This is a genomic window from Schlesneria paludicola DSM 18645 (assembly GCF_000255655.1).
GTDB classification, from domain to species: Bacteria; Planctomycetota; Planctomycetia; order Planctomycetales; family Planctomycetaceae; genus Schlesneria; species Schlesneria paludicola.
This window is the reverse complement of the sequence record NZ_JH636434.1, coordinates 1,421,814-1,441,021: the sequence shown is the minus strand read 5'-3', so window position 1 is coordinate 1,441,021 and position 19,208 is coordinate 1,421,814. Positions and strand designations below refer to the sequence as shown.

The following is a 19,208-nucleotide window of genomic DNA, read 5'->3' as shown; positions in this document are numbered from 1 at the left end:
GCACGGTCGCCCGTCGCAGGCCGATGGCGCTTGATCATGCGAATCGCGGCAGGATCGATCCGGACGATCAAAGCCTCAGGCACGTGCCGTGGCACGGAATCGCCACCAACCGGTGGTGAAGCAGGTGACGGCAAACAGAAGCAGCATCCCGCAACAGGTCGCGATCAATCGCGGGTCGACGTTCGGCTGCGTCAGCACGGCGTCAAAGGCTTTCAGTGACCAGGCGTGCGGGGTGAAGAGACTGATCTGTTTCATCGCTTTCGGGAAGAATTCGCGCGGAAAGAAACAGCCGCTGATGCTGCTGAGGACCAGGATGAGCGTCGTGCCATAGGAGGAGACCTGCTGGTCGGATTTCACAACGGTTGACAGCAGCAGTCCCAAGGACGTGGCCGCCGCCGACGTGCAAAGCACCACGGGAATCAAATACAGCGGCTGTGATCCCCAGGGCATTCCGAACAACAGGCGGCCGCACACGAACAGCAAACCGCATTGCAGCACAGACGTCAAATAGAATGGCGTCGTTTTGCCCACCAGGACTGGGAGTGTGCCTACGGGCGCCATCAGCAGGCGTCGGAGCGTCCCTTGGTCACGCTCGATGATGAACGAGCGAGCCATGATGCTGATCAGAAAAAATGCGAACATGACCGTGAAGCCGGGAACGACCCACAGGTAGACGGAATTGTTTTGCACCCGAACTTGGGCCGAGGTGGGGGCCGCCGCGACAGGATCGCCTTCCGCTTCTTCATTTTCTCGCTGGCGAACCCAGGCGCGTGTCACGGGATTCTTTTTCGCCGCGATGGGTGCGACAAACTTGATGATTTGCGAGTACAGGACCGCTTCAAGCAATCGGCCAACGCCCGATGATCCCAACTTCGATTCGAAAGTGAGATCGAGCGCCGCAGGCCCCTGAGCGGTCAGGCCGTTCTGCGAATTGAAGATATCGCTGACGCGGACATCGTCGACGCGCGCTTCGAATTCAGGGCCGACGATCAGAATCATCGACGCGTCGCCACGTCGCAGGACGTCGAATGCCGAATCGATTGAATCGGCGGCACTCATGGAGAGTTCGGGACGTTGCTGAAATTCTTTCATCAAGTCGCGAGAGGTCTCACTTTTGTTTTGATCGACGACCACAACCTTGAATCGATCGGCGTCATCGTCTCGCGTCAAGAACTGACCCGTCGACATTCCCACGATCGAAATGAACATCAGTGGCAGGACGAGCAGCAATACCAGCGCACGTTTGTCATGCGTCAGCAGCAACAGGTCCTTCAGAGTGATATGCCAGGCCGACATGCGTTGAACACCTTCTTCTTCAATCGCGCAGACGATTTCCGGTCAATTGGAGGAATAGCCGTTCAAGATTGGATTGCTGTGTTTCAATCCTTAGGACGCGGATTCCCAGATTGCCGAGTTTGTGTAAGGCCACTTGCAGCCGCCAGGCCAGACTCGGGGAAGGGCGTGCATCGCGGGCCAGACTCGTCAACTGGCCACGGTCCATCGAAACAGGCAGACCGAGATTGTCTGTCGGGTTCAATTCACCTTGTAAGATCACGGCCGGCGCGCCGTCGCTGCCTGTTCCCAGGCGGCCCCAGTCGCCAAGTTCGTTCGCGACTCCGGTCGTTCGGTCAACGTAGAGATAGAGGTCCGCCACCAGGCCGGACAGCAGATTCGGAATGGAGTCGTTGGCCAGAACTTCTCCGTGGTCCACGATCGCAACGCGTTCGCAGATCGACTGCACTTCTTCCATGTAGTGACTGGCGTAGATGATTCCAACGCCATCTTTGGCCTGGAGTCGTACGCAGTCCATGAGATGCGATCGCGATTGAGGATCGACGCCGACTGTCGGTTCATCAAGGATCAGGATTCGCGGGCGATGCATGATGGCCACACCAAAGTTCAGCCGTCGCTTCATGCCGCCCGAGTAGTTTCCGGAGGGACGATGCGCACTCTCGACCAGGCCAATCTGGTCGAGGACTTCGTCACAGCGTGCTTTGAGCGCTTTTCCTCGCAAGCCATAGAGTTTGCCGAAGAACATCAGGTTTTCGATCGCGTTCAGCTCTTGGTAGATCGCGTATTCCTGAGGAACAACGCCCAAAAGTCTTCGCTGATCGTGATTCCGACCGTTGAAAGGTTGCCCATGGAACAAGATCTCGCCGCTTGTGGGTGACAGCAAACCGGCGACCATCATCATGGTCGTGCTTTTGCCAGCACCGTTTGGGCCAAGCAGGCCCAGAACCTCGCCCGATTCGAGCGAAAAGCTGACGTCTTTCACCGCCAGATGCTGTCCGTAGCTCTTGCGCAAATGACGGACGTCAACGAGGCTTGTCGTTGAATCAGTTCGATCAGGCACAGGTTCTGACATGAGTTTCGAGCGGTTCACGATCGGTTTTCGCAGGTCCATAGTCCACCCGCGTTCCAGTGGTGAGCGAGTGAAAGAGTGTGCTGTCGCCATGCGTCACGAACCTCCTTCAACGCAGGAACTCGGCAAACGTAGCAGACCTGTGACTTTGAGAGAACCGCAGAATTCTCTGTTTTAGAATTTAGAAGGAGGAGAGCAGTTGGCTCATTAAGACCCCCGTGAAGAGCGCCGTGACACCAACCCGCAGATTGTCATTCGAGCGGATCGGCAACGATTCGACGAAGGCCGCGAGCAGGGCCGCCGTACCGCAGATCAAGAACGCTGATCCGACGGGAATTGCAGGTCGCGACTCTCCCCAGAAGCTGTAGGTCGATGCCAACGTGCCCACAATGGCAAAACAGAACAAGCCCGAGAACGTTTTGCTGCGATTCCAAGGCAGACGTCGTCCACCCAGCATGATTCCACCCAACGTTGCCGATCCGTCACCGAGTGCAATGATCTGGAGTGTCATCAGGCCAAACTCGGCGCGTCCCGGGAAAATAACGAGTGGAAGCAGCACGGGAACCATGTATCCCACGACGGCTTCCATCCAATTCTCTTCTCGTCGACGCTTCATCAGGTGACCAAAAGTGACGGCCAGGACAAGCGCGGAAATGGAGAGGATAAAGATGATGGTGACGAGAGTCGGCCCCCAGACATCGGAGTGTGGGATAATGGGAAGTCCCACAGGCAGCAGGGCCGGGGTCATGTGAAACAATCGACGTCGAAATTCGGTCACACCCAATCGACTGACCAGATGAGGGACACCGGGAAGTGCCAGGACCCACTGGGGTAGTGGCGGTGCTCCAGCGCCCGCGGAATTGACGGGAATTGCGGGCTGGATGAAATTCTGGGAAGTCGACAAGCGGCTCATGAGGGGGTTCCGTCCTGTTGTAAGGATGGTTCTCGACAGCGGCTCGCTGCAATCCCTTGGGCATTGATGCCAGACGTTCCAAAACTACCACCGTGTTCGAGGCGCTTCCATGGAATTTCCTGCCCCATGGAATTGTTGCGTCTGTGATTGTCACGATGAACTTAGCGTTAAATCGACGAATCGACTTAAGAAGATTTGGTCAATTGATGTCGCCCCGTCAATCGCCTTACCGGCAACGCGAGGCATAACCGGCAAAATCTGCGCGTGGCCAGAACGCAATGCCGATCTTAAGTTTCTTCCGTATTGTCCTCACTGCGGAATGAATTTTTTCTCGCCGTAAGTGACTTAATGCAATTATGTTGCGGTCAATCGAGGTCGTGGTGTCCGGCCGGAGTGACACGACGTTGCGCGGTCATCGATTCCGTCGACGCCTCGAGTTGATTGGCGAGCGATCGAACCGACGCAGAGTTGGGATCGCAATGGACCGCTCGTTGAAGGTCGGACTGAGCGCCTGTTACGTCACCGCTCTGCAATCGTGCCCATCCGAGAAAGCACCAATCTTCGGCCGATGCCTTTCGTCGTCCGATGGCCCGTTCGAGCACCGGCACCGCGAGGGACCAGCGCTGACTTCGCGTGTATGAGATTCCCAGCAACCATTCAATTTCCGATTGTTGTTCCGGCGTGGTTGCGGAATGCTGGCTGGCGGCACGAAACAACGGGCAGGCACGGTCCGGATGACCTCGTTTGAGATGAAGTTCCGCCAATTCGATCATCGGAATGACGTCGTCGGGAGCCAACTGTGCGAGTTGAATATATGAGGACATGGCTTCTTCGAATTCTTCGCGAACAACCTGGCAACGGGCTCGAACAAGCCATGCTTCTTTCGACTTTTGATCCAGTTTCAGAACCGACTCGGCCGTTTCAGCGGCTTCGGTCCGCCGATTGGTTTCCCACTGCATGACGGCGAGACGGGCGGCGAGCCGGGTATCTTTGGGGAGTTGATTGTGGAGCGCTGCGAACTCTTCAACCGCTTCGTGGCGTCGTCCCGAGTTCCACATGGTTTCCGCCAATTGACGGCGCGTTTCGACGTCGGTTGGTTTCTGACGGAGTGCCTCGTCAAGGTACTGGTTGGCCTGTTCGGCATTCCCTCGTTCGCGTGCTTCACGTGCTTGTGCGCATAGAGCCCCGCATTTCGCCGAATCTTGACTCAACCGCTTCTGCAGAGACTGGCAGCCGGTCACCAAGGGGCAGATCAAGACGGCCACAACGCCCAAGCGAATGGAACGCGGCGTCAAAACCGGCGTTCGGTTTCTGATCGTTGTGATCGTATTGGCAATTGCACCATTAGGATCAGGCAACATTCCTGCACCCTAGATAGTTTCGGAGACAGCTTGGGAATGGGGCGGGGAGCTTAGCACGTTATGAGAATTCTGAGAAGACGATGTTCTCGAGCGGGCGCGACGCCGTCTCGTTGGCGTGTGTGATGACTTTACGCTTGAAAAATAGGTCTTTCTTTGAAGTGACATGTTGTCAGGAGCATCGGCTGCAGGCTGGCTCTCGGACTCGTCAGCTTTCGTCCGTCACCTGAAATCGAGCCAATCCGATTTGTCCCGAGTCTGTCCAGGGATTTCTTGTTGCCAAGTTGTCGATTGGCAACGCTTCCCCAACACCAGCAATGTGGACGAGCGGTGCAGGAGGCGTTCCTGCTTGCCAGATAAAAGGAGGCAGGATGCGTTGCCAAGCGGGAGCTTGGCAACGAGGAATCGTGTGCGTTCCGTGCGATGCATCAATGTTTGTTGAGGCCCAACCAGGCTTCGACCGCGTCGCCGACGGAATCAAATGTGCCGATTCCCCGGACCCGGTTGTGATCGATCGCCACGCTCGTTTCATGTCCGTATCCGGTTCGCACGAGTGCCGTCAGACAACCCGCCGCGGCACCGGCTTGAAGGTCGCTTTCGCGATCGCCAATCATCAGCGATTGCGTGAGATCCAGCCCCAATTCCTGCGCGGCGCGGGTCAACATGCCTGGCATCGGTTTGCGGCAGTCACAGTAGGCCTTGTAGTGGCCTAAGCCGGCAGAGGGATGATGGGGACAGTAGTAGATGCCGTCGACTCGCGCCTGGTGTTCTCCAAGGAGTATCTGAAGTCGCTGATGGATCGGTTCGAGACGCTGCTCTGGGAAGTAGCCGCGTGCAACGCCAGCCTGGTTCGTGACAACGACCACGGCAATCTGGTGCCGATTGAGCAAGGCGATGGTCTCTGCGACGGTTGGCAGCAATACGAGCTGCTCCGGTTGAGAGAGGTAGTGGACCTCTTCGTTGACGGTTCCATCGCGATCCAGGAAGACGGCCTGCCGGAGTTTTGGGGATTGAAGCGGGGCCAATACAGTTCCTTTGTGCCCAGGGGGTGTTGTCATACCGAAATTCTCGGGTGGCCAGGTTTGGAAGGCTTTGCCGAAACCCCGAGGTTTCTATCGCTGCGCTTGTTCGGCTCCGGCCACCCGACCACTATTTTCAGGCCTGAAATCGCACTGGGGCCAGTCGTCGTCTCAGTGTTTCAGCAACTGATGTAGCGACCTGATCGTGTTGCCCGTCGTCCCTGCGTTCAGTCGGTCAATCAATACGGCGTTCATGCCATTGGCACGCGGGGCCGACACATCGTGCTGTAGATCGTCACCGATCATGAATATCTGATTTGCGTCACAGCCACAACGAGAAATGACCTGGGCATAGAACTCGGGGGCTGGCTTCCGATAACCCGTTTCCGACGACACAAATCGCTGCTCGATCAATTTCAATTCCGGGTGACCGCTACAAACGGTATGAAGGCGAGAATCGAAGTTCGATGCGATTGCCAGGCGATATCCCGCGTTTGAAAGTGCCTGGAGCGTTGAACCCACATCGTCGAAGCAAGCCCAGGATGACGGTCGGGCAAAATGATCCCACATCTCGGTGAAACACTCGTCGATCGAGGGGACATCGGGAATCACCTGCTCAACAATCCAGCGCCAACGCGCCATTTCAATCGCATCGCTGGATTGCCAGATCGATGTGGCGTCGGGGCCACCGGGAAATGTCTCGGTTTCGGTCTGTCGAAAAGATTGACGAAATCGTTGCCCGATCTCGTCAACGGATTGCCTTGATCCGTGGCGCACGGCGATCGAATGATAGGCAACCGCCACGGATGGATTCGGTCGAATGAGTGTTCCAACGGCATCGAAAACCATCCATTGATATTCGGTGCTCAACAAGGGGCCCTGATGATCCGCAGTCAAAATCCCAATCCTTCCACCCATTGATCGAATTGCTGTTTCGCCAGACTGAATCCCATGTTTTTTGCGGGTGGTCTATGGCGGCGGGCGAGGATGCATTGACTGCATCCTCGCCCGCCGCCATAGCGACTTCCACGCGCGACATTGGGGCATTTCAGAAATTGTAGTTCCGACCGGCCAGTCCGGCTGAGTTTTTTCTCAGTTCGACCAGTTGGCAATGAGCCTCGGCCGATTTTTCTCGTACGAGAGTCACCGTTCACGGACCGAAGAGAGGGGACAGGCACATTTTCGCGGTTCAATTGGAATCCACAGTGCATCGAGGTGGGGCATTGTTCCCTTGAATGCGGGAAAATGAGCCTGTCTCCGGCCTATGAACGGTTGCCGTACGTGATTCCCCGCACGCCGGGAGTTAGGCCTCATCCGTGCGGTAGAACCAGGTGGCCGTGAATTGTTCCAAGGCAAATACGGCAATGAGGAACGCGACGAGCAGGCTGTAGACTTCCTGGCCCAGCCGTCCGGTCTGAACGTTTCGTTCCAGGCTGCCAGGGTCACGATTGACGGTATAGCGGCCTTCGCCCAGTAGCGAATTAAGTTCCGTGGGTTCCAAACGGCGCAGGTCGCATTCGCGAGCCGGCAGATTGAGACTAAAACCTTCTTCGTAGGTACTCTTCTTGTCCGTCGAATCCACCTGATAGGAACCAATGGCGGTCAGGTCGCGGAGTAAGAGGAATTTTGAATCGAGAGGAACGTCTTGTGTCCGCTGTTTGAAATCAGGCATTCGCAGCACGACTTTCTTGAGTGGGTGCTGACGATCCAGCGGCAACGACACTTCATCGCCGACGCGCAGGTTTGTCCTGACGGACGTCTGCTGCGAAAGATACTGCATCAATTGATCGGCGAAGACGAAATACCACGGGGTGCGGATGAGATCATTCCATTCGACATTGTCGACACTGGTGGTCATCAGCATGACTCGACCATCACCCAAGCGTCGTTCGACCAGGGCTGGCCAGTCTCGAACTTCGCTGAATTTGGAGACGACCATTGATCCGGGTTGCGGTTTGACTTTCCAGGCGCGGCTTGAGAGCGTCGCTCCCAACTCGGTCAGCGCGTTTTCGTCCAGATCTGCGAACTGTTTGAGAAACGGGTGTTGTGTTTGCCGCAAATCCATCGATCTCGGCGGTGAGAGGGGAAGCGATGCGATCAATTCGGCCGGCAGGACGGATTGGGCCGCCGCACTGTTGTAGCCAACCGGATCGATTCGGTTGCTCTGCCGCGTGTCCGAAACAGCCGAACTCTCGGCACCCAGAAACACGGCAAGGCCGCCCCCATGTTCAACGAACGGTCTCAGTTTGTTCCAGAACGCTTCGGTTGGCGAGGAGACATTGAGAAGGCAGACCACGTCAAAAGCGTCAACGTTCGATGAAGCAAATCGATTGGCGGTGACAAACTCGGGGCGGATGTCGGTGATCTTTTCGTCGGCAAGAACATTTAGCGCCGTCTGCCAAAATCTGGCCACGGTAGGTGTCTCGGCGACGATCAAAACTTTCAGTGGCGGCAATGTCCGGAAGGTGAAGTAGGCCACATTGTCGATGGCCAAGGGATCTGATCCCACGACACGGACCTCGCCCTGTTGATACCGGCCTTTGGCGTTCGTGGGGATTTCCAATCGAAGAATGCGCTCTGACCCGGATTCCAATGTGACGGGTTCCTGCTTTTTCCTGGATTGTTTTCCGTCTGCTTCGGTCAGCGAGAGTTCGATCATCTGGTCGGGGGGAACGGCGCCTGTTGCAGAAAGGGCAACATCCACCTTCAAGAAACCGCCGACGGGGATCGTCTCGCGTAAAAGTTTTACGCCCGAAATTCCCGTGTTCGTGGCGCCGGTCTCGCCGACATCGATCAAGTAGACACCGACCGTATCCAACCGTTTCAATTCATCGTGCAGCAGTGTGGACGTATCTTCGCGCCAGGCGGATTTGGCCAGGTCGGTAAACAGATAAATTTCGCGGACAAAGCGATCCTGTTTCTGGTTCGCGGGACCGGATTGGTCTTCTGTGGAGCGACGACGGTCGTCTTCTTGCGCCAACAGGACCGTTCGAAGCATGTCGTTGAGCGGCAAGCTGACCGCATTGATCTCGGTGGAGTCGATTCTTCCACGAGCGGCCTGAAGGTCGAGTGAAAATACGGGCGAACTCGACTCGTGCGAACCGGCGATCATAAGCTTGCTGCCGCTTGGCATGCGACTCAGGTGATCACTGGCAATTTGTTGCGCGACCTGCAGGCGTGTCTGGTTCGCATGCCGATAGGTCATGCTCGGACTGGTGTCGAACAGAAACACCGCTGCCACGGGAATGTTGTCTGCCACTTTGGGAGCTGGAGACTTGATCTCGGCCGAGACACGGCTGGCATACGGCCAGCCGACGAGGAGCAGCAGTAAGACCGCGACAAGAGTTCCAACGCCGCCGCGCAGGATGGTTCGCCGTGTCAGGAAGGTATTGCGCGGCCAGTTCCGGCGTTTCCACCAGTGCATGATTCCGAAGTAGGCTGCCAATCCCAACGCAACAACTGCAAGAAACGACAGCCATTCCCTGGTGCCAAACGCATAGTTGGCCGCGGGCAGCGATGGGCGGGTGAGTGCCAGCGAGATTAATACGATCGCCAACACACGCAGCAACAACAGCCAGAGATGTCGAAGCTGCAGACGGCGGACGTTCTGACGACGGTTTTGCTGAATCAGTCGTAGTGCGGGAAAGATCAGCCGCTTGGGTTTTGCCCGCAATAGCAAATGCAACAGGATGGGAATGATCGCCAATCCCAATCCAGCCAACAGTGCGGGGTGCATGAACGACATGAGCACGAATCGCCAGAGTCAACAACACAGAGACCTGCCGCCAGTGTATGCCATGCTCGCAGGGAATTCACCGTCGAGAATGGTTTACGGCGTCAATTCGATCGTTGAATGACGGCCGAGCGGTTACTCGTCCGGCGATGGCGGCACGACAATGGAGTAGCCCGGTTCGTTTTCGTCGGATGTTGACGCATCAACAGGAAGTTCCTGCGGTGCCCAGGCGGCTGGGTCGGAGGATGGTTCTGCGGCTGGGTCCGTTGTCTGCAACGGCATTTCTTGCGGTATTTCTTCGGTTGCTGATTCTAAAGAATTGCTGATCGACGAAAAGCCTGCAGGCACTTCGGGTCGGACGCCGTCTGCCACGGGAGTCTTTCGTTTTGGCTTCGCATCCGGCTTGTTGTCGGGGTCGGATGGCGATGGCAATTCGGGAAGTGGTCCGGGCGGGACTTCGTCTTGGGCTGGTGAATTCAGCGGCAGACCATCCACATCGAGAACCGAAATTCCATCCATGGGCAGCAGTCGTCCCGTGCGGTAGAGCAGCTCGCGAAGCGACTTATTGTATTCTGTGATGCTTTTGGCATAGGCGACTTGCGCCAGCGTTTGACTGGCCAGCGCCCGCAGGAAGAGATCGCTGTTTTTATAGCCCCCTTCGTAGGCCTTTCGAGCGGCATTGACGCGTTTTTTTGCGGCCGTCAGTCGAAGCTGATAGATCTTTGAGATGGATTGAGATCGCTTGATTGTCAGCAGCACATTGTTGAGCTCGTGAGCAATTTCGTCTTCCTGCGTCGCCAGGGCTCGGCGTGCTTTGACGATCCGGAATTCCAATTGCCTGACCTGCGCCTTTTCCTGACGCAGCCAGAGCGGGATTGAGTATTCAAAGCCGGCGCTCCAGCTTGTCTCTCGTCCCGTATAAAGGTTGGAAACGGCACTATTGAAGTTGTCGGTATTGGCGTTCAGGAAATTGTGGCCGAACCCATTCAGAGCGTAGCCCGAAACAAAATCCAGTTTGGGTGCGACCAGCTTTCTGGCCGCGACTAACTGCAGTTCCAGGCTGTGCAGGTTCGTTTTCTGTCGTGTCAGCTCAAGGCGGTTGCAAAGAGCTTCGTACAAACACCGAGGGCGGTCGAGCGAAATTTCTTCCTCACGGGGCAGATCGCTGGGGAAGATGACTCGTTTGTCATCGATGGGTAAACCCAGTAGCCGACGGAATTTGGCTTCCGTCAGGTACAGATTGGAAAGAGCCAGTTCTTCGCGGCCTTTGGCGTCAAAATAGGCGTCTTCCGCCTGGGCAAGATCGACACCCGATTCCTGGTATTCGCGGCGGCGCATGCTATCCCAAAGGTCTTTCGCCACCTTTGCCGAGCCGCGTTCTGACTCATAGTCTTGATAGGTTTGATAAAGATCCCAGTACGATTCACCAATATCGCGGGCCAGATTCTGCAGGTTTTCATGCAGGTCAATCTCGGAAAGCCGCCGATTGATGTGGGCGATCACAATCCCCTGGCTCACGTTGCTGAAGCCACGAGCGCGCTGGTTGGCGGGACCGGCCACCGACGTGAAGAATTCGCCTCCACCTGACCACAAGGGCTGTCGAAATTCAGCGCCCAAGACACCGGTATAGGCGGAGTTGAACAACTGCAGCGGTTGGTTGGTAAGCTGATAATTCCAGTTGTTGTTGATCGCCACCGACGCACCATTCAGGAACGTCTGTTCGAGCCGTGTTTGATAGCTCGTGTAGTTGTTTTCGAGAATTTGATTGGGCGGTGCCTGCACAAGCGAGTTCTGAACGGTCTGGTCGTTTCCGGATTTGAACACCGTCGTCAGACGCGGGTCGAAGTCGGAAAGGGCGGCTTGCGTACCGCGTTGGCCGTACAAAACCCCTTCGTTTTGAATGATCGAATCGAAGACCGACGGCACGCCGTCTGGATTTCGCAGGACAGGGTTTCCGGGCGACATGAACTGCGCGTTCTGTCGGATGATCTTGTTGTTTTCGATGCCGATCCTCAGTGCATCGAGCAGTGCAATCGGCCATCGATCTGCGGGATCAGGGGGAACCAGGTCGCGTCCTTCTCCCAGAGACGGAGCCGGATCCGGCGACTGGAGTTCGGGGTCGACCTTAGCAACCTGTTCCGCGATGCGGTTGTAGTGGTTGACAAGGTGGTTCTGGATTCTGGGTTCTGTTCCCAGCCAGGATGCGCAGCCGGCCGAAATGACGGCGCAGCCGATTACCGCAAGCCTTTGAAGGCCACGTAGGGGACGCGCAATCCTGACGAGATCCGGCACGTGTCGGTCGTCCTGATGGGAACGTGGATTACAAATTGGAAAGTCGATTGATGGGATTTACGCGGCGGGAGATTGCCGAGTGCGCGAACCCTATCAAACGCTTTTCTCTTGGTCTATAGCAAGTTGCCGCAGTGCCGATGCGACGAAGGGCAGGGCATCATCAGGACTTAGGTTCTTAGACAGAATTGGGAGAAATTGAGGGGGCGAAGCAACATTGTACATCGAATGTACGGATCGACTCATCATGACAGCGATTGCGTGATCACAGAGTTTTTCGATTGCGTCAGGAAATCGCTTACGGGTTACGGGGAACCGAAATTAAGGCAATCGTGGGGCACATTCGTTTCCTTGTTCCTGATGACGGATGGAACTAGAATCTATGGCTTGATCGCCAAGGGCTTGTGGCGTGCAGTCTCTTTGGAAACTTTGCTCGCAGTCCATTCGGACGCCTCGTCGGCGAACCTTTTTGTTCAGGAGAAGTATTGTGACGGTGAAGGTCGCGATTAACGGTTTTGGCCGCATTGGGCGGTTGGTGTTCCGAGCCATGGTTGAGCAAGGCTTGGTTGGCAAAGACCTTCAGGTCGTCGCTGTCGGCGATGTCGTTCCTGCCGACAACCTGGCCTATTTGTTGAAGTATGATACAACGCAAGGGCGTTTCTCCGGTGAAGTGAGCTCGAAGAAATCCAGCCCGGACAAAGCCGAAGACGACGTTCTGGTCGTCAATGGCCACGACATTCATGTCGTGAGCGCCAAATCACCTGCCGAACTGCCCTGGAAGCAGTTTGGTGTGGATATCGTGATCGAATCGACGGGCTTGTTTACCGAAGCAGAAAAGGCCAAGGGGCATCTGACCGCCGGCGCGAAGAAGGTCATCATCTCGGCCCCTGCGAAGGGTGAAGATATCACCGTGGTGATGGGCGTGAATTCGGACAAGTACGATCCGAAGTCGCACCACATCATTTCGAATGCCTCGTGCACGACGAACTGCCTGGCGCCTGTCGTTCACGTGCTGCTGAAGGAAGGTTTCGGGATCGATGAAGGTCTGATGACGACCGTTCACGCATACACCGCAACCCAGAAAACGGTTGACGGTCCAAGCAAAAAGGACTGGAAGGGTGGCCGTGCTGCCGCTCAGAACATTATCCCCAGTTCAACGGGTGCCGCGAAGGCCGTGGCGCTGGTCTGCCCGGAAGTCAAAGGCAAGTTGACCGGGATGTCGCTTCGCGTGCCGGTTCCGACCGTTTCGGTCGTTGACCTGACGGTGAAGACCGTCAAGGAAACAAGCTACGCCGAAATCGCGGCCGCCATGAAGAAGGCCAGCGAAACCTATTTGAAGGGCGTGCTGGAATACACCGAAGACGAAGTCGTCAGCAGTGATTTCATTCACAGCAAGGCATCGTCGATCTTCGACAAAGGCAGCGGTATCGAACTGAACAGCAAGTTCTTCAAGCTGATCAACTGGTACGACAACGAGTGGGGTTACAGCAATCGCGTGGGCGACCTCGTGAAATTGGTGATCTCGAAGGGACTTTGATGCCTGGTGGCCCATTGGACTTAATTCAGGTTGACTGAGTTTGTCTCGATGGCAGGTTTAATCAAGATGCAAAACAAATGCCCCGTCACACGTGTGTGGCGGGGCATTTGTGATTTATGGTGAGCGCCACCTTCAGAGCGGTGGCCTGGGGCAATGGCGGGTGAGGACGGTGTGGCGAACGAGGCGTTACCAAGCGGGACGGCTTGGTAACGAGGAACGACGCGGGAGGAAGAAGAACAGAGGAGCAAGAAAAAGATACGTCCCCAAGCGGGAGCTTGGGAACGAGGGATGACGAGGAGAAACGCGGGTAGACGTGGGAACGAGGGATCGAAGTCTACGAAGCCTGACGCATCCGAAGTGTGGGTTTTTCCAGGGTCACCACCGTGTTTGGGGGGATGCTCTCGTAGACTGATGCGCCGGCGCCAATCACCGAGTTGCGTCCGATCGTGGTTGTTCCACCCAGAACCGTGGCGTTGGCGTAAATTACCACATGGTCCTCGATTGTCGGATGCCGTTTCGACGTGCGAATCAGATTGCCCTGTTCGTCCTTGGCAAAGCTAAGTGCCCCCAACGTCACACCCTGGTACAGCTTGACGTGGCTGGCGATCTCGCATGTTGCGCCGATGACGACGCCCGTACCGTGATCGATGAAGAATGAGGGGCCAATCGTCGCGCCGGGATGAATGTCGATTCCCGTTCGTCCATGGGCCCATTCGGAGATCATGCGAGGTATCAACGGGACCTGCAAAAGGTGCAGTTCATGCGCCAGTCGATAGATCGTGACCGCTTCCAGGCCCGGATAGCAGAAGATGATTTCGTCCAAGCCCCCTGCGGCAGGGTCGCCATCGAACGCCGCCTGGACATCGGTTGCGAGCAAACGGCGGATTCGTGGGACGGTCGACAGGAATTCGATCGCTTTTTCCTGGCCAATCGCCTCGAAGTCTGGCTGAACGTCGCTGCACGTCAATCGGTTTTTGCGGCGATAATCGTGTCGCAGCGCGCGGGCGATCTGTTGCGTCAGCCGATCGTGCAGACTGTCGACCAGGTCACCGATATGATAGGTGACATTGCCCAGGTGCAGATTCTGCCGCTTGCGGTAGCCAGGGTAAAGGATTTCCTTCATATCCTCGGCGATTTCCGTGACGACATCGATGCTGGGCAGCGGGCAGTGTCCCAGATGGTTGATCGTTTCGATTTCCTGATAGGTATCGACGATCCGATCCGTCAATTCGGGCAGGCGTTCCTTCAGGCGAATGTCGGTGGCCATTAGCCAGTCCTTTTACGAGCACGTCGCGTCGATCGAGTTTGAATGGAATCGGCGGACGAATCCGTCGCGGTCTACTGAATCTTGCGATCGGCAAGGTTTCACTTGCCAGCAGTACCCCCACCGCCGAAACGATCGTTATCGCTTTCCTACACTGTGGAGTATACCAAATTTGATTGAGCGAGACTTTGCGGGGAACGGCTCCGAATTTTGATTTCGCGCAAGTGGGGCGACGATGACAGGGCGAGTCGAGGGATTGAACTCACCGCTTGCTCGAAGTTGTCTTCATGACGCTGGACGATTCGTACCAGACGATTCCTGTGAATTGCGGACCGCCACTTCCCTATTGGCGGGAGACCCAACGTCCGTTCTGCAATCTCATCTTTCTGGTGCCGTTGCTGTTCGTCTACGAATTGGGTGTTCTACTTGCGGCTCATTCGCGTGGGACGAGTATTCGCAACGGAGCGGACGCGTGGCTGCGTCTCTGGCTGAATCAGGTGGGGATCGAGATCGTCTGGATGCCGCCGGCGCTGCTTTTAGGAGCACTCATTGCCTGGCACATGGTCACTCGACAACCCTGGAAGACAACTTGGGAGACGCTGGGCGGCATGGTGGCGGAAAGTCTGCTCTATGCCTTTCTGTTGATCATGATCGGACAGCTTGTTGATCTGAGTTTTCGGCAGGCAGGAAGTCCGCGGCTGCAAATGGGTGAGGGTTTGGTTTCTTCGGGGACGTTGATTCGGCTGGTCACCTTCATGGGGGCCGGCATCTACGAAGAATTCCTATTCCGCCTTTGTCTACTTCCGATCTCGTATCTGGCGCTCCGGGTGCTCCTGGTACCGAAGCACTGGGCCATTGCCGTGACCGTCGTCGGGACGAGTGTTGTTTTCTCGCTCGCGCATTACCTTGGTTCTGACAGCGGCCAGAATGCCATTTCGATGCTGGCCGACGCGTTTTTCCGTGTGCAGTCCAGCCGTGATCTCTGGTTCAGCTTTGTGTTTCGCGTGCTGGCCGGGATGTTCTTCGCAGGGCTTTATTTCTATCGCGGATTTGGAATTACGGTAGGGGCCCATGCGACTTACGACGTCGTCGTGGGCGTTATCCTGATTCAAGAAATCTAGTCCGTCGCGCGTGGATTCCCGCGCCCCGTAATCACGAGACAATGACCCAGTTTTCGACCAGCGGGCGGTTTGTTTGACGACCGATGCAGGCCCGCTCATTGGCCAGCGCGTCGCAGTCAGTCTTCTTTCTTGATCACGGGTGGCAACGTCTTGCCTTCGGCGTAGAACTTCATCGAGAGTGAATTGACGCAGTGGCGCGTATTCTTGTCCGTCATTTTCTCGCCGATGAAGACGTGGCCCAGGTGTCCGCCGCAGTTCTTGCAAACGATTTCCGTGCGCATGCCATCGATGTCTGGAACGCGTTTGACGGTTCCGGGAATTTCATCGTCGAAGCTTGGCCAACCGCAGTGGCTCTCGAACTTATCTTTTGAGCGATAGAGCGGCGCGTTGCAGCGGCGGCAGACGTATGTGCCCGCGTCTTTCAGATTGGTGTATTCACCGACGAATGGGCGTTCGGTTCCCTTATGGAGAATGACGCGTTCTTCGGCCTTGTTCAGCAGATTGTACTTGCGAGGAGCCGCCTTTGTGCTGGCGGGCTCATCGCTTTTTGTCTTTTCATCTTTTGGCTTTTCGGACACTTTCGACTCCTTGTCCGTTTGAGTTTCCTTGGCCGGTGGCTTCTTTTCCGCATCGGCTTTCGGGGTGTCTCCGACCACCTGGGTTCCGATGGCAAGCACCACCGCCAGTGCGAGAACACTCGCCGATGCGTGCCAATCGAAATACCGTTGATTCTTCGTCATGCTCGGCCTCCAAGAGACGACACGTCCATCGCAATTCGATTCAATTGTATGCACGTCGACAATGGTACGTTTCGAGTCGGATGACTTCAACAGGGGAATTGCCGCAGCAAACCTTCGATCACTTCGGGGTGCTGCGGTGCGACATCGCTCACATCCCAGATGTCTTCGGGTTTCACAAACAGGGAAACCCGTTGTGTTGCGGTTGTCGTTGTGTCGTCTCCGCCTGTGCTGGTTGAGTCACCTGATCGGCTTCGGATCAACAGCCATTCCGACGTACGGACCGCGTCGTCGCCATGGGAACTCGCAATGTAGGCCGGGGGGACCGACGTCGTTGGTCGCTGGTGATGTCGAAGCCAGCTAGTCTCGTTCGCGGGGGACTCGGGCGTTGTGGATGGCTGGTCAAACCAGTCGATCAGTGTTGATTCCAAATGATGGCACTGGGTGAGATGATTGGATCGCGTGCAAGTAACGTCTTCTGAACGAGGATCATGTCGAACGCTCAGGACGAGCGGTGTGCGGATGCATTGATCGGTCAGCGCATCGCACCAGGCATTGGTCGAGTCAGCGGACCGTTGCTCGATGCGGTGCCAAAGTGTTCCCTGCGCGGCGGTGACAATCAGCAGCGTTGGCTGATCGGTCGACTCGAGAACGACCTGCATCAACTCGCCGAGCCAATGATCGAGAAGTGACACGGCACCAGCATAGACGGCGGGATGACGCGCCCGCTCGTCGTCCGTCAGCTCGGAAATGACCTGTCCACGCTCTTCGAAGTCTTCAAAGTAGAGCGATTCAAATCCGGTCGGGGGAACTCCCGGTGCAAGCGAGTGCAGCCACAGAAGTCGTGAACCCTGGCGGAACGAAGCGTCGTTCCATGCCGCGACTCCCGCCTTGACGAGCGCGGCGATGGGGACTTCGTCAGGAGGCGCATCAGATCCTTCGCGTCCCACAACGGTTTGCACTTCGTCAAAATCGAGTTGCTCCTGCCACGCCTGACGAGCACCGGCAACGATCAATTTTGTCGCGATCTGTCGCGTACGAAGGAACTTTCCCAATGACAATGACGCAGACGCATCTGTTGGCAATGGTCGCGAGGATGGAGGGGAGGAACTCCATCCGGCGTTTGGGCCGATGGTATTCGCAAAGTGATTGTCAAACACGATACCTGACGCGGCGAGCCTGTCCCAATTGGGTGTTTCGATCCATTCGTTGCCGTAGCAGCCCAGCGAGTTCGCGGCGAGAGACTCAAACGAAAGAATGACAGCCTGCATTGAGATTGGTCCGGACGGAACGGTGAAAGTCGTGTGGCCAGGTGAATGCGCAATCGCACCTCACTTGTCGACGCGTACCGTAGTACAATCGGACCAGTGGTGAAAGCAGACAGCCCGGACATGTCGACCGGGCTGTCTGCTTTTTATGGATTCAAGGCGTTCGGAGCGCTCGCCGCCACTGAGGGCTGACAAGAATTCGCTCGATCTGCAATTCGTGTAACTGATCGAACCACGTGCCGTCGAACTCGAAGACCTCGTACATTCGTTGGGATTGGTCGAAGCGAGGATCTGTCGTTCCTCCGCCTTCGTCTGTCCCCGCAAATTGACTTGGGACGATCAGTACCCAAGTCCGATCTCCGGCCCGCTCCCAAGTGGGTTTCGTCCAGCGATATCCGATTTCCTGCAGCTCTGCCTGTGGCATACAACGGCCTCCTTGCCAATCGTCACGGTTCCGTCCGTGGGGCGGATTATTCAATCAGCTCATCCGTTGGTCAAGCGACTTCTGCACGGTTATGCTGACATCTCGATGACTTGATGTCGCCGCGTGGCCAACGAATCCAACTCGGTCGCACTCCCTGCAACATAGGTGAATCCACTGATGGTGGAAAGGCTGAAGCGTGTTTGGATGGCGCGAGCGATTGGGGCGGCGTCATCTCGCTCTGGCGTGCTTGACAAGTGGGTGACCATGATCCTTACGCTACCTCTATTGCCCCCAGACAGTTGTGAAGGTTGTGGATTGTGTTGCGAGGGGATCGGATCACCGGTTCTGCTTTACGCTTCGCGACACGATCTTCCGGAGCCACATCCGTTTCGACCTGTGGATCTTCCTCAGGCCCTGATTGACGAAATCAACGACCACTTTGCGGGACTCGTACGAGGTCAAGAGCCGCAGGCCGCCTGTCTGTGGTTTGATCCTCAATCACGTTCGTGCCAGCACTATTCCTTTCGGCCACAGGTCTGCCGCGATTACGAGCTCGGCGGACGAAGCTGCTTGCAGCGACGTCGACAAGATGTGACGTCATGACGACTGGGTGAACGTGTGGATTGGTCGTCAAGCAAAACAGGGACTGCTTGACGACGATCCAATCAACGTCAATCAACGTTTCTGATGGTCGCACACGCGGTGCGGACCGAGTCGATGTGGAAAGGGTCAGTCATCCGCGCGAGGAGGCTTGCGTCTCTGCTTGGTTTCCCCGCGTTCGCGCTTGGCCGTGATCCGTCGAACCTTCGAGGCCTTGGTCGGCTTAACTGCACGGCGCGGTTTGGGCGGGATGGCGATTGACTCAATCATTGCCCGCAATTTTTCGAGACAGTCGCCGACGTTTTTCAACTGATCGCGATAGCGTTCGCTGCTGATCACAATGTCGCCGTCGTTGGTCATACGTGACCGAAAGGCGGTGACGAATCGCTCACGCACATCTGCAGGCAGCTCTTTCGACTGTACGACGCTCCACCGCAAGATGGCCTTCGAGTTAACCTTGTTGACGTTCTGGCCGCCGGGGCCGGAACTGCGCGCGACGGACCACGAGAATTCGCTGCAGGGAATGCGAACTCGTCGAGTGACTTGCATCACCTCTGTGTCAGCGGGAAACATGGTCTGCCTC

The 19,208-nt window shown here is 56.3% G+C and carries 16 protein-coding genes; 3 read left to right on the top strand and 13 right to left on the bottom strand.

The annotated features are described in order from the left end of the window. Positions 1-75 precede the first annotated feature (75 nt). From OSO_RS47545 to OSO_RS0107010, 8 genes are all read right to left on the bottom strand, one after another. Entirely contained in the window at positions 76-1,296 is a 1,221-nt protein-coding gene (locus OSO_RS47545; protein ID WP_010582745.1) for an ABC transporter permease, read from the bottom strand. A 19-nt stretch (positions 1,297-1,315) separates the two neighbouring features. Beyond that, positions 1,316-2,455, bottom strand: a complete 1,140-nt coding sequence (locus OSO_RS0107055) for an ABC transporter ATP-binding protein (protein ID WP_083842800.1) — start codon at positions 2,453-2,455, stop codon at positions 1,316-1,318. Positions 2,456-2,543: 88 nt separating this feature from the next. Beyond that, positions 2,544-3,275 carry a phosphatidate cytidylyltransferase gene (locus tag OSO_RS0107050; RefSeq protein ID WP_010582743.1) on the bottom strand — a complete coding sequence of 244 codons (732 nt, stop codon included), beginning with the start codon at positions 3,273-3,275 and terminating at the stop codon, positions 2,544-2,546. A gap of 365 nt (positions 3,276-3,640) precedes the next feature. Then, positions 3,641-4,636 carry a tetratricopeptide repeat protein gene (locus OSO_RS0107040; RefSeq protein WP_010582742.1) on the bottom strand — a complete coding sequence of 332 codons (996 nt, stop codon included), beginning with the start codon at positions 4,634-4,636 and terminating at the stop codon, positions 3,641-3,643. Positions 4,637-5,061: 425 nt separating this feature from the next. Beyond that, positions 5,062-5,691: a D-glycero-alpha-D-manno-heptose-1,7-bisphosphate 7-phosphatase gene (locus OSO_RS0107030; protein ID WP_157605075.1), complete on the bottom strand. Its 630-nt coding sequence runs from the start codon at positions 5,689-5,691 to the stop codon at positions 5,062-5,064. Positions 5,692-5,823: 132 nt separating this feature from the next. Beyond that, positions 5,824-6,549, bottom strand: coding sequence for an HAD-IIIA family hydrolase (locus OSO_RS42500; protein WP_010582739.1), 726 nt, complete (start codon positions 6,547-6,549; stop codon positions 5,824-5,826). A 406-nt stretch (positions 6,550-6,955) separates the two neighbouring features. Next, positions 6,956-9,397: a vWA domain-containing protein gene (locus tag OSO_RS0107020; protein ID WP_010582737.1), complete on the bottom strand. Its 2,442-nt coding sequence runs from the start codon at positions 9,395-9,397 to the stop codon at positions 6,956-6,958. A gap of 123 nt (positions 9,398-9,520) precedes the next feature. Beyond that, the gene (locus OSO_RS0107010) at positions 9,521-11,677 is read right to left on the bottom strand and encodes a TolC family protein (RefSeq protein ID WP_010582736.1); all 2,157 of its coding nucleotides are present in this window, start codon (positions 11,675-11,677) and stop codon (positions 9,521-9,523) included. A 484-nt stretch (positions 11,678-12,161) separates the two neighbouring features. Between OSO_RS0107010 and gap the strand changes: the two genes are divergently transcribed. Then, positions 12,162-13,211 carry a type I glyceraldehyde-3-phosphate dehydrogenase gene (gene gap, locus OSO_RS0107000; RefSeq protein ID WP_010582734.1) on the top strand — a complete coding sequence of 350 codons (1,050 nt, stop codon included), beginning with the start codon at positions 12,162-12,164 and terminating at the stop codon, positions 13,209-13,211. Positions 13,212-13,545: 334 nt separating this feature from the next. Here the strand turns inward: gap and epsC are convergent, their stop codons facing one another. Then, positions 13,546-14,478: a serine O-acetyltransferase EpsC gene (epsC, locus tag OSO_RS0106995; RefSeq protein WP_010582733.1), complete on the bottom strand. Its 933-nt coding sequence runs from the start codon at positions 14,476-14,478 to the stop codon at positions 13,546-13,548. A gap of 284 nt (positions 14,479-14,762) precedes the next feature. Between epsC and OSO_RS0106990 the strand changes: the two genes are divergently transcribed. Next, positions 14,763-15,596 carry a CPBP family intramembrane glutamic endopeptidase gene (locus tag OSO_RS0106990; RefSeq protein WP_157605074.1) on the top strand — a complete coding sequence of 278 codons (834 nt, stop codon included), beginning with the start codon at positions 14,763-14,765 and terminating at the stop codon, positions 15,594-15,596. Positions 15,597-15,712: 116 nt separating this feature from the next. Here OSO_RS0106990 and OSO_RS49725 read toward each other — a convergent pair whose 3' ends face one another. From OSO_RS49725 to OSO_RS0106975, 3 genes are all read right to left on the bottom strand, one after another. After that, positions 15,713-16,336 carry a methionine-R-sulfoxide reductase gene (locus OSO_RS49725; protein ID WP_010582731.1) on the bottom strand — a complete coding sequence of 208 codons (624 nt, stop codon included), beginning with the start codon at positions 16,334-16,336 and terminating at the stop codon, positions 15,713-15,715. An 86-nt stretch (positions 16,337-16,422) separates the two neighbouring features. Then, on the bottom strand, positions 16,423-17,604 hold the full coding sequence (locus tag OSO_RS0106980; RefSeq protein WP_010582730.1) for a sulfatase-like hydrolase/transferase: 1,182 nt from the start codon (positions 17,602-17,604) through the stop codon (positions 16,423-16,425). A 151-nt stretch (positions 17,605-17,755) separates the two neighbouring features. After that, positions 17,756-18,025 (bottom strand): hypothetical protein, encoded by a 270-nt coding sequence (locus OSO_RS0106975; protein ID WP_010582729.1) that lies wholly within the window; start codon positions 18,023-18,025, stop codon positions 17,756-17,758. Positions 18,026-18,229: 204 nt separating this feature from the next. On the opposite strand from OSO_RS0106975, the gene OSO_RS0106970 reads away from it, so the two are divergent. Next, positions 18,230-18,628, top strand: coding sequence for a YkgJ family cysteine cluster protein (locus OSO_RS0106970; protein WP_237729262.1), 399 nt, complete (start codon positions 18,230-18,232; stop codon positions 18,626-18,628). Positions 18,629-18,754: 126 nt separating this feature from the next. Here the strand turns inward: OSO_RS0106970 and arfB are convergent, their stop codons facing one another. After that, positions 18,755-19,198: an alternative ribosome rescue aminoacyl-tRNA hydrolase ArfB gene (arfB, locus tag OSO_RS0106965; RefSeq protein ID WP_010582727.1), complete on the bottom strand. Its 444-nt coding sequence runs from the start codon at positions 19,196-19,198 to the stop codon at positions 18,755-18,757. Positions 19,199-19,208: the final 10 nt, after the last annotated feature.

What these genes read in the sequence shown, in the direction of transcription:
- arfB (WP_010582727.1), bottom strand. Translation starts at nt 19,198, where the DNA reads ATGTTTCCCGCTGACACAGAGGTGATGCAAGTCACTCGACGAGTTCGC.
- OSO_RS0106980 (WP_010582730.1), bottom strand. Translation starts at nt 17,604, where the DNA reads ATGCAGGCTGTCATTCTTTCGTTTGAGTCTCTCGCCGCGAACTCGCTG.
- OSO_RS0106975 (WP_010582729.1), bottom strand. Translation starts at nt 18,025, where the DNA reads ATGCCACAGGCAGAGCTGCAGGAAATCGGATATCGCTGGACGAAACCC.
- epsC (WP_010582733.1), bottom strand. Translation starts at nt 14,478, where the DNA reads ATGGCCACCGACATTCGCCTGAAGGAACGCCTGCCCGAATTGACGGAT.
- OSO_RS0106990 (WP_157605074.1), top strand. Translation starts at nt 14,763, where the DNA reads ATGACGCTGGACGATTCGTACCAGACGATTCCTGTGAATTGCGGACCG.
- OSO_RS0107040 (WP_010582742.1), bottom strand. Translation starts at nt 4,636, where the DNA reads ATGTTGCCTGATCCTAATGGTGCAATTGCCAATACGATCACAACGATC.
- OSO_RS0107050 (WP_010582743.1), bottom strand. Translation starts at nt 3,275, where the DNA reads ATGAGCCGCTTGTCGACTTCCCAGAATTTCATCCAGCCCGCAATTCCC.
- OSO_RS47545 (WP_010582745.1), bottom strand. Translation starts at nt 1,296, where the DNA reads ATGTCGGCCTGGCATATCACTCTGAAGGACCTGTTGCTGCTGACGCAT.
- OSO_RS0107055 (WP_083842800.1), bottom strand. Translation starts at nt 2,455, where the DNA reads ATGGCGACAGCACACTCTTTCACTCGCTCACCACTGGAACGCGGGTGG.
- OSO_RS49725 (WP_010582731.1), bottom strand. Translation starts at nt 16,336, where the DNA reads ATGACGAAGAATCAACGGTATTTCGATTGGCACGCATCGGCGAGTGTT.
- OSO_RS0107020 (WP_010582737.1), bottom strand. Translation starts at nt 9,397, where the DNA reads ATGTCGTTCATGCACCCCGCACTGTTGGCTGGATTGGGATTGGCGATC.
- OSO_RS0107030 (WP_157605075.1), bottom strand. Translation starts at nt 5,691, where the DNA reads ATGACAACACCCCCTGGGCACAAAGGAACTGTATTGGCCCCGCTTCAA.
- OSO_RS0106970 (WP_237729262.1), top strand. Translation starts at nt 18,230, where the DNA reads ATGGCGCGAGCGATTGGGGCGGCGTCATCTCGCTCTGGCGTGCTTGAC.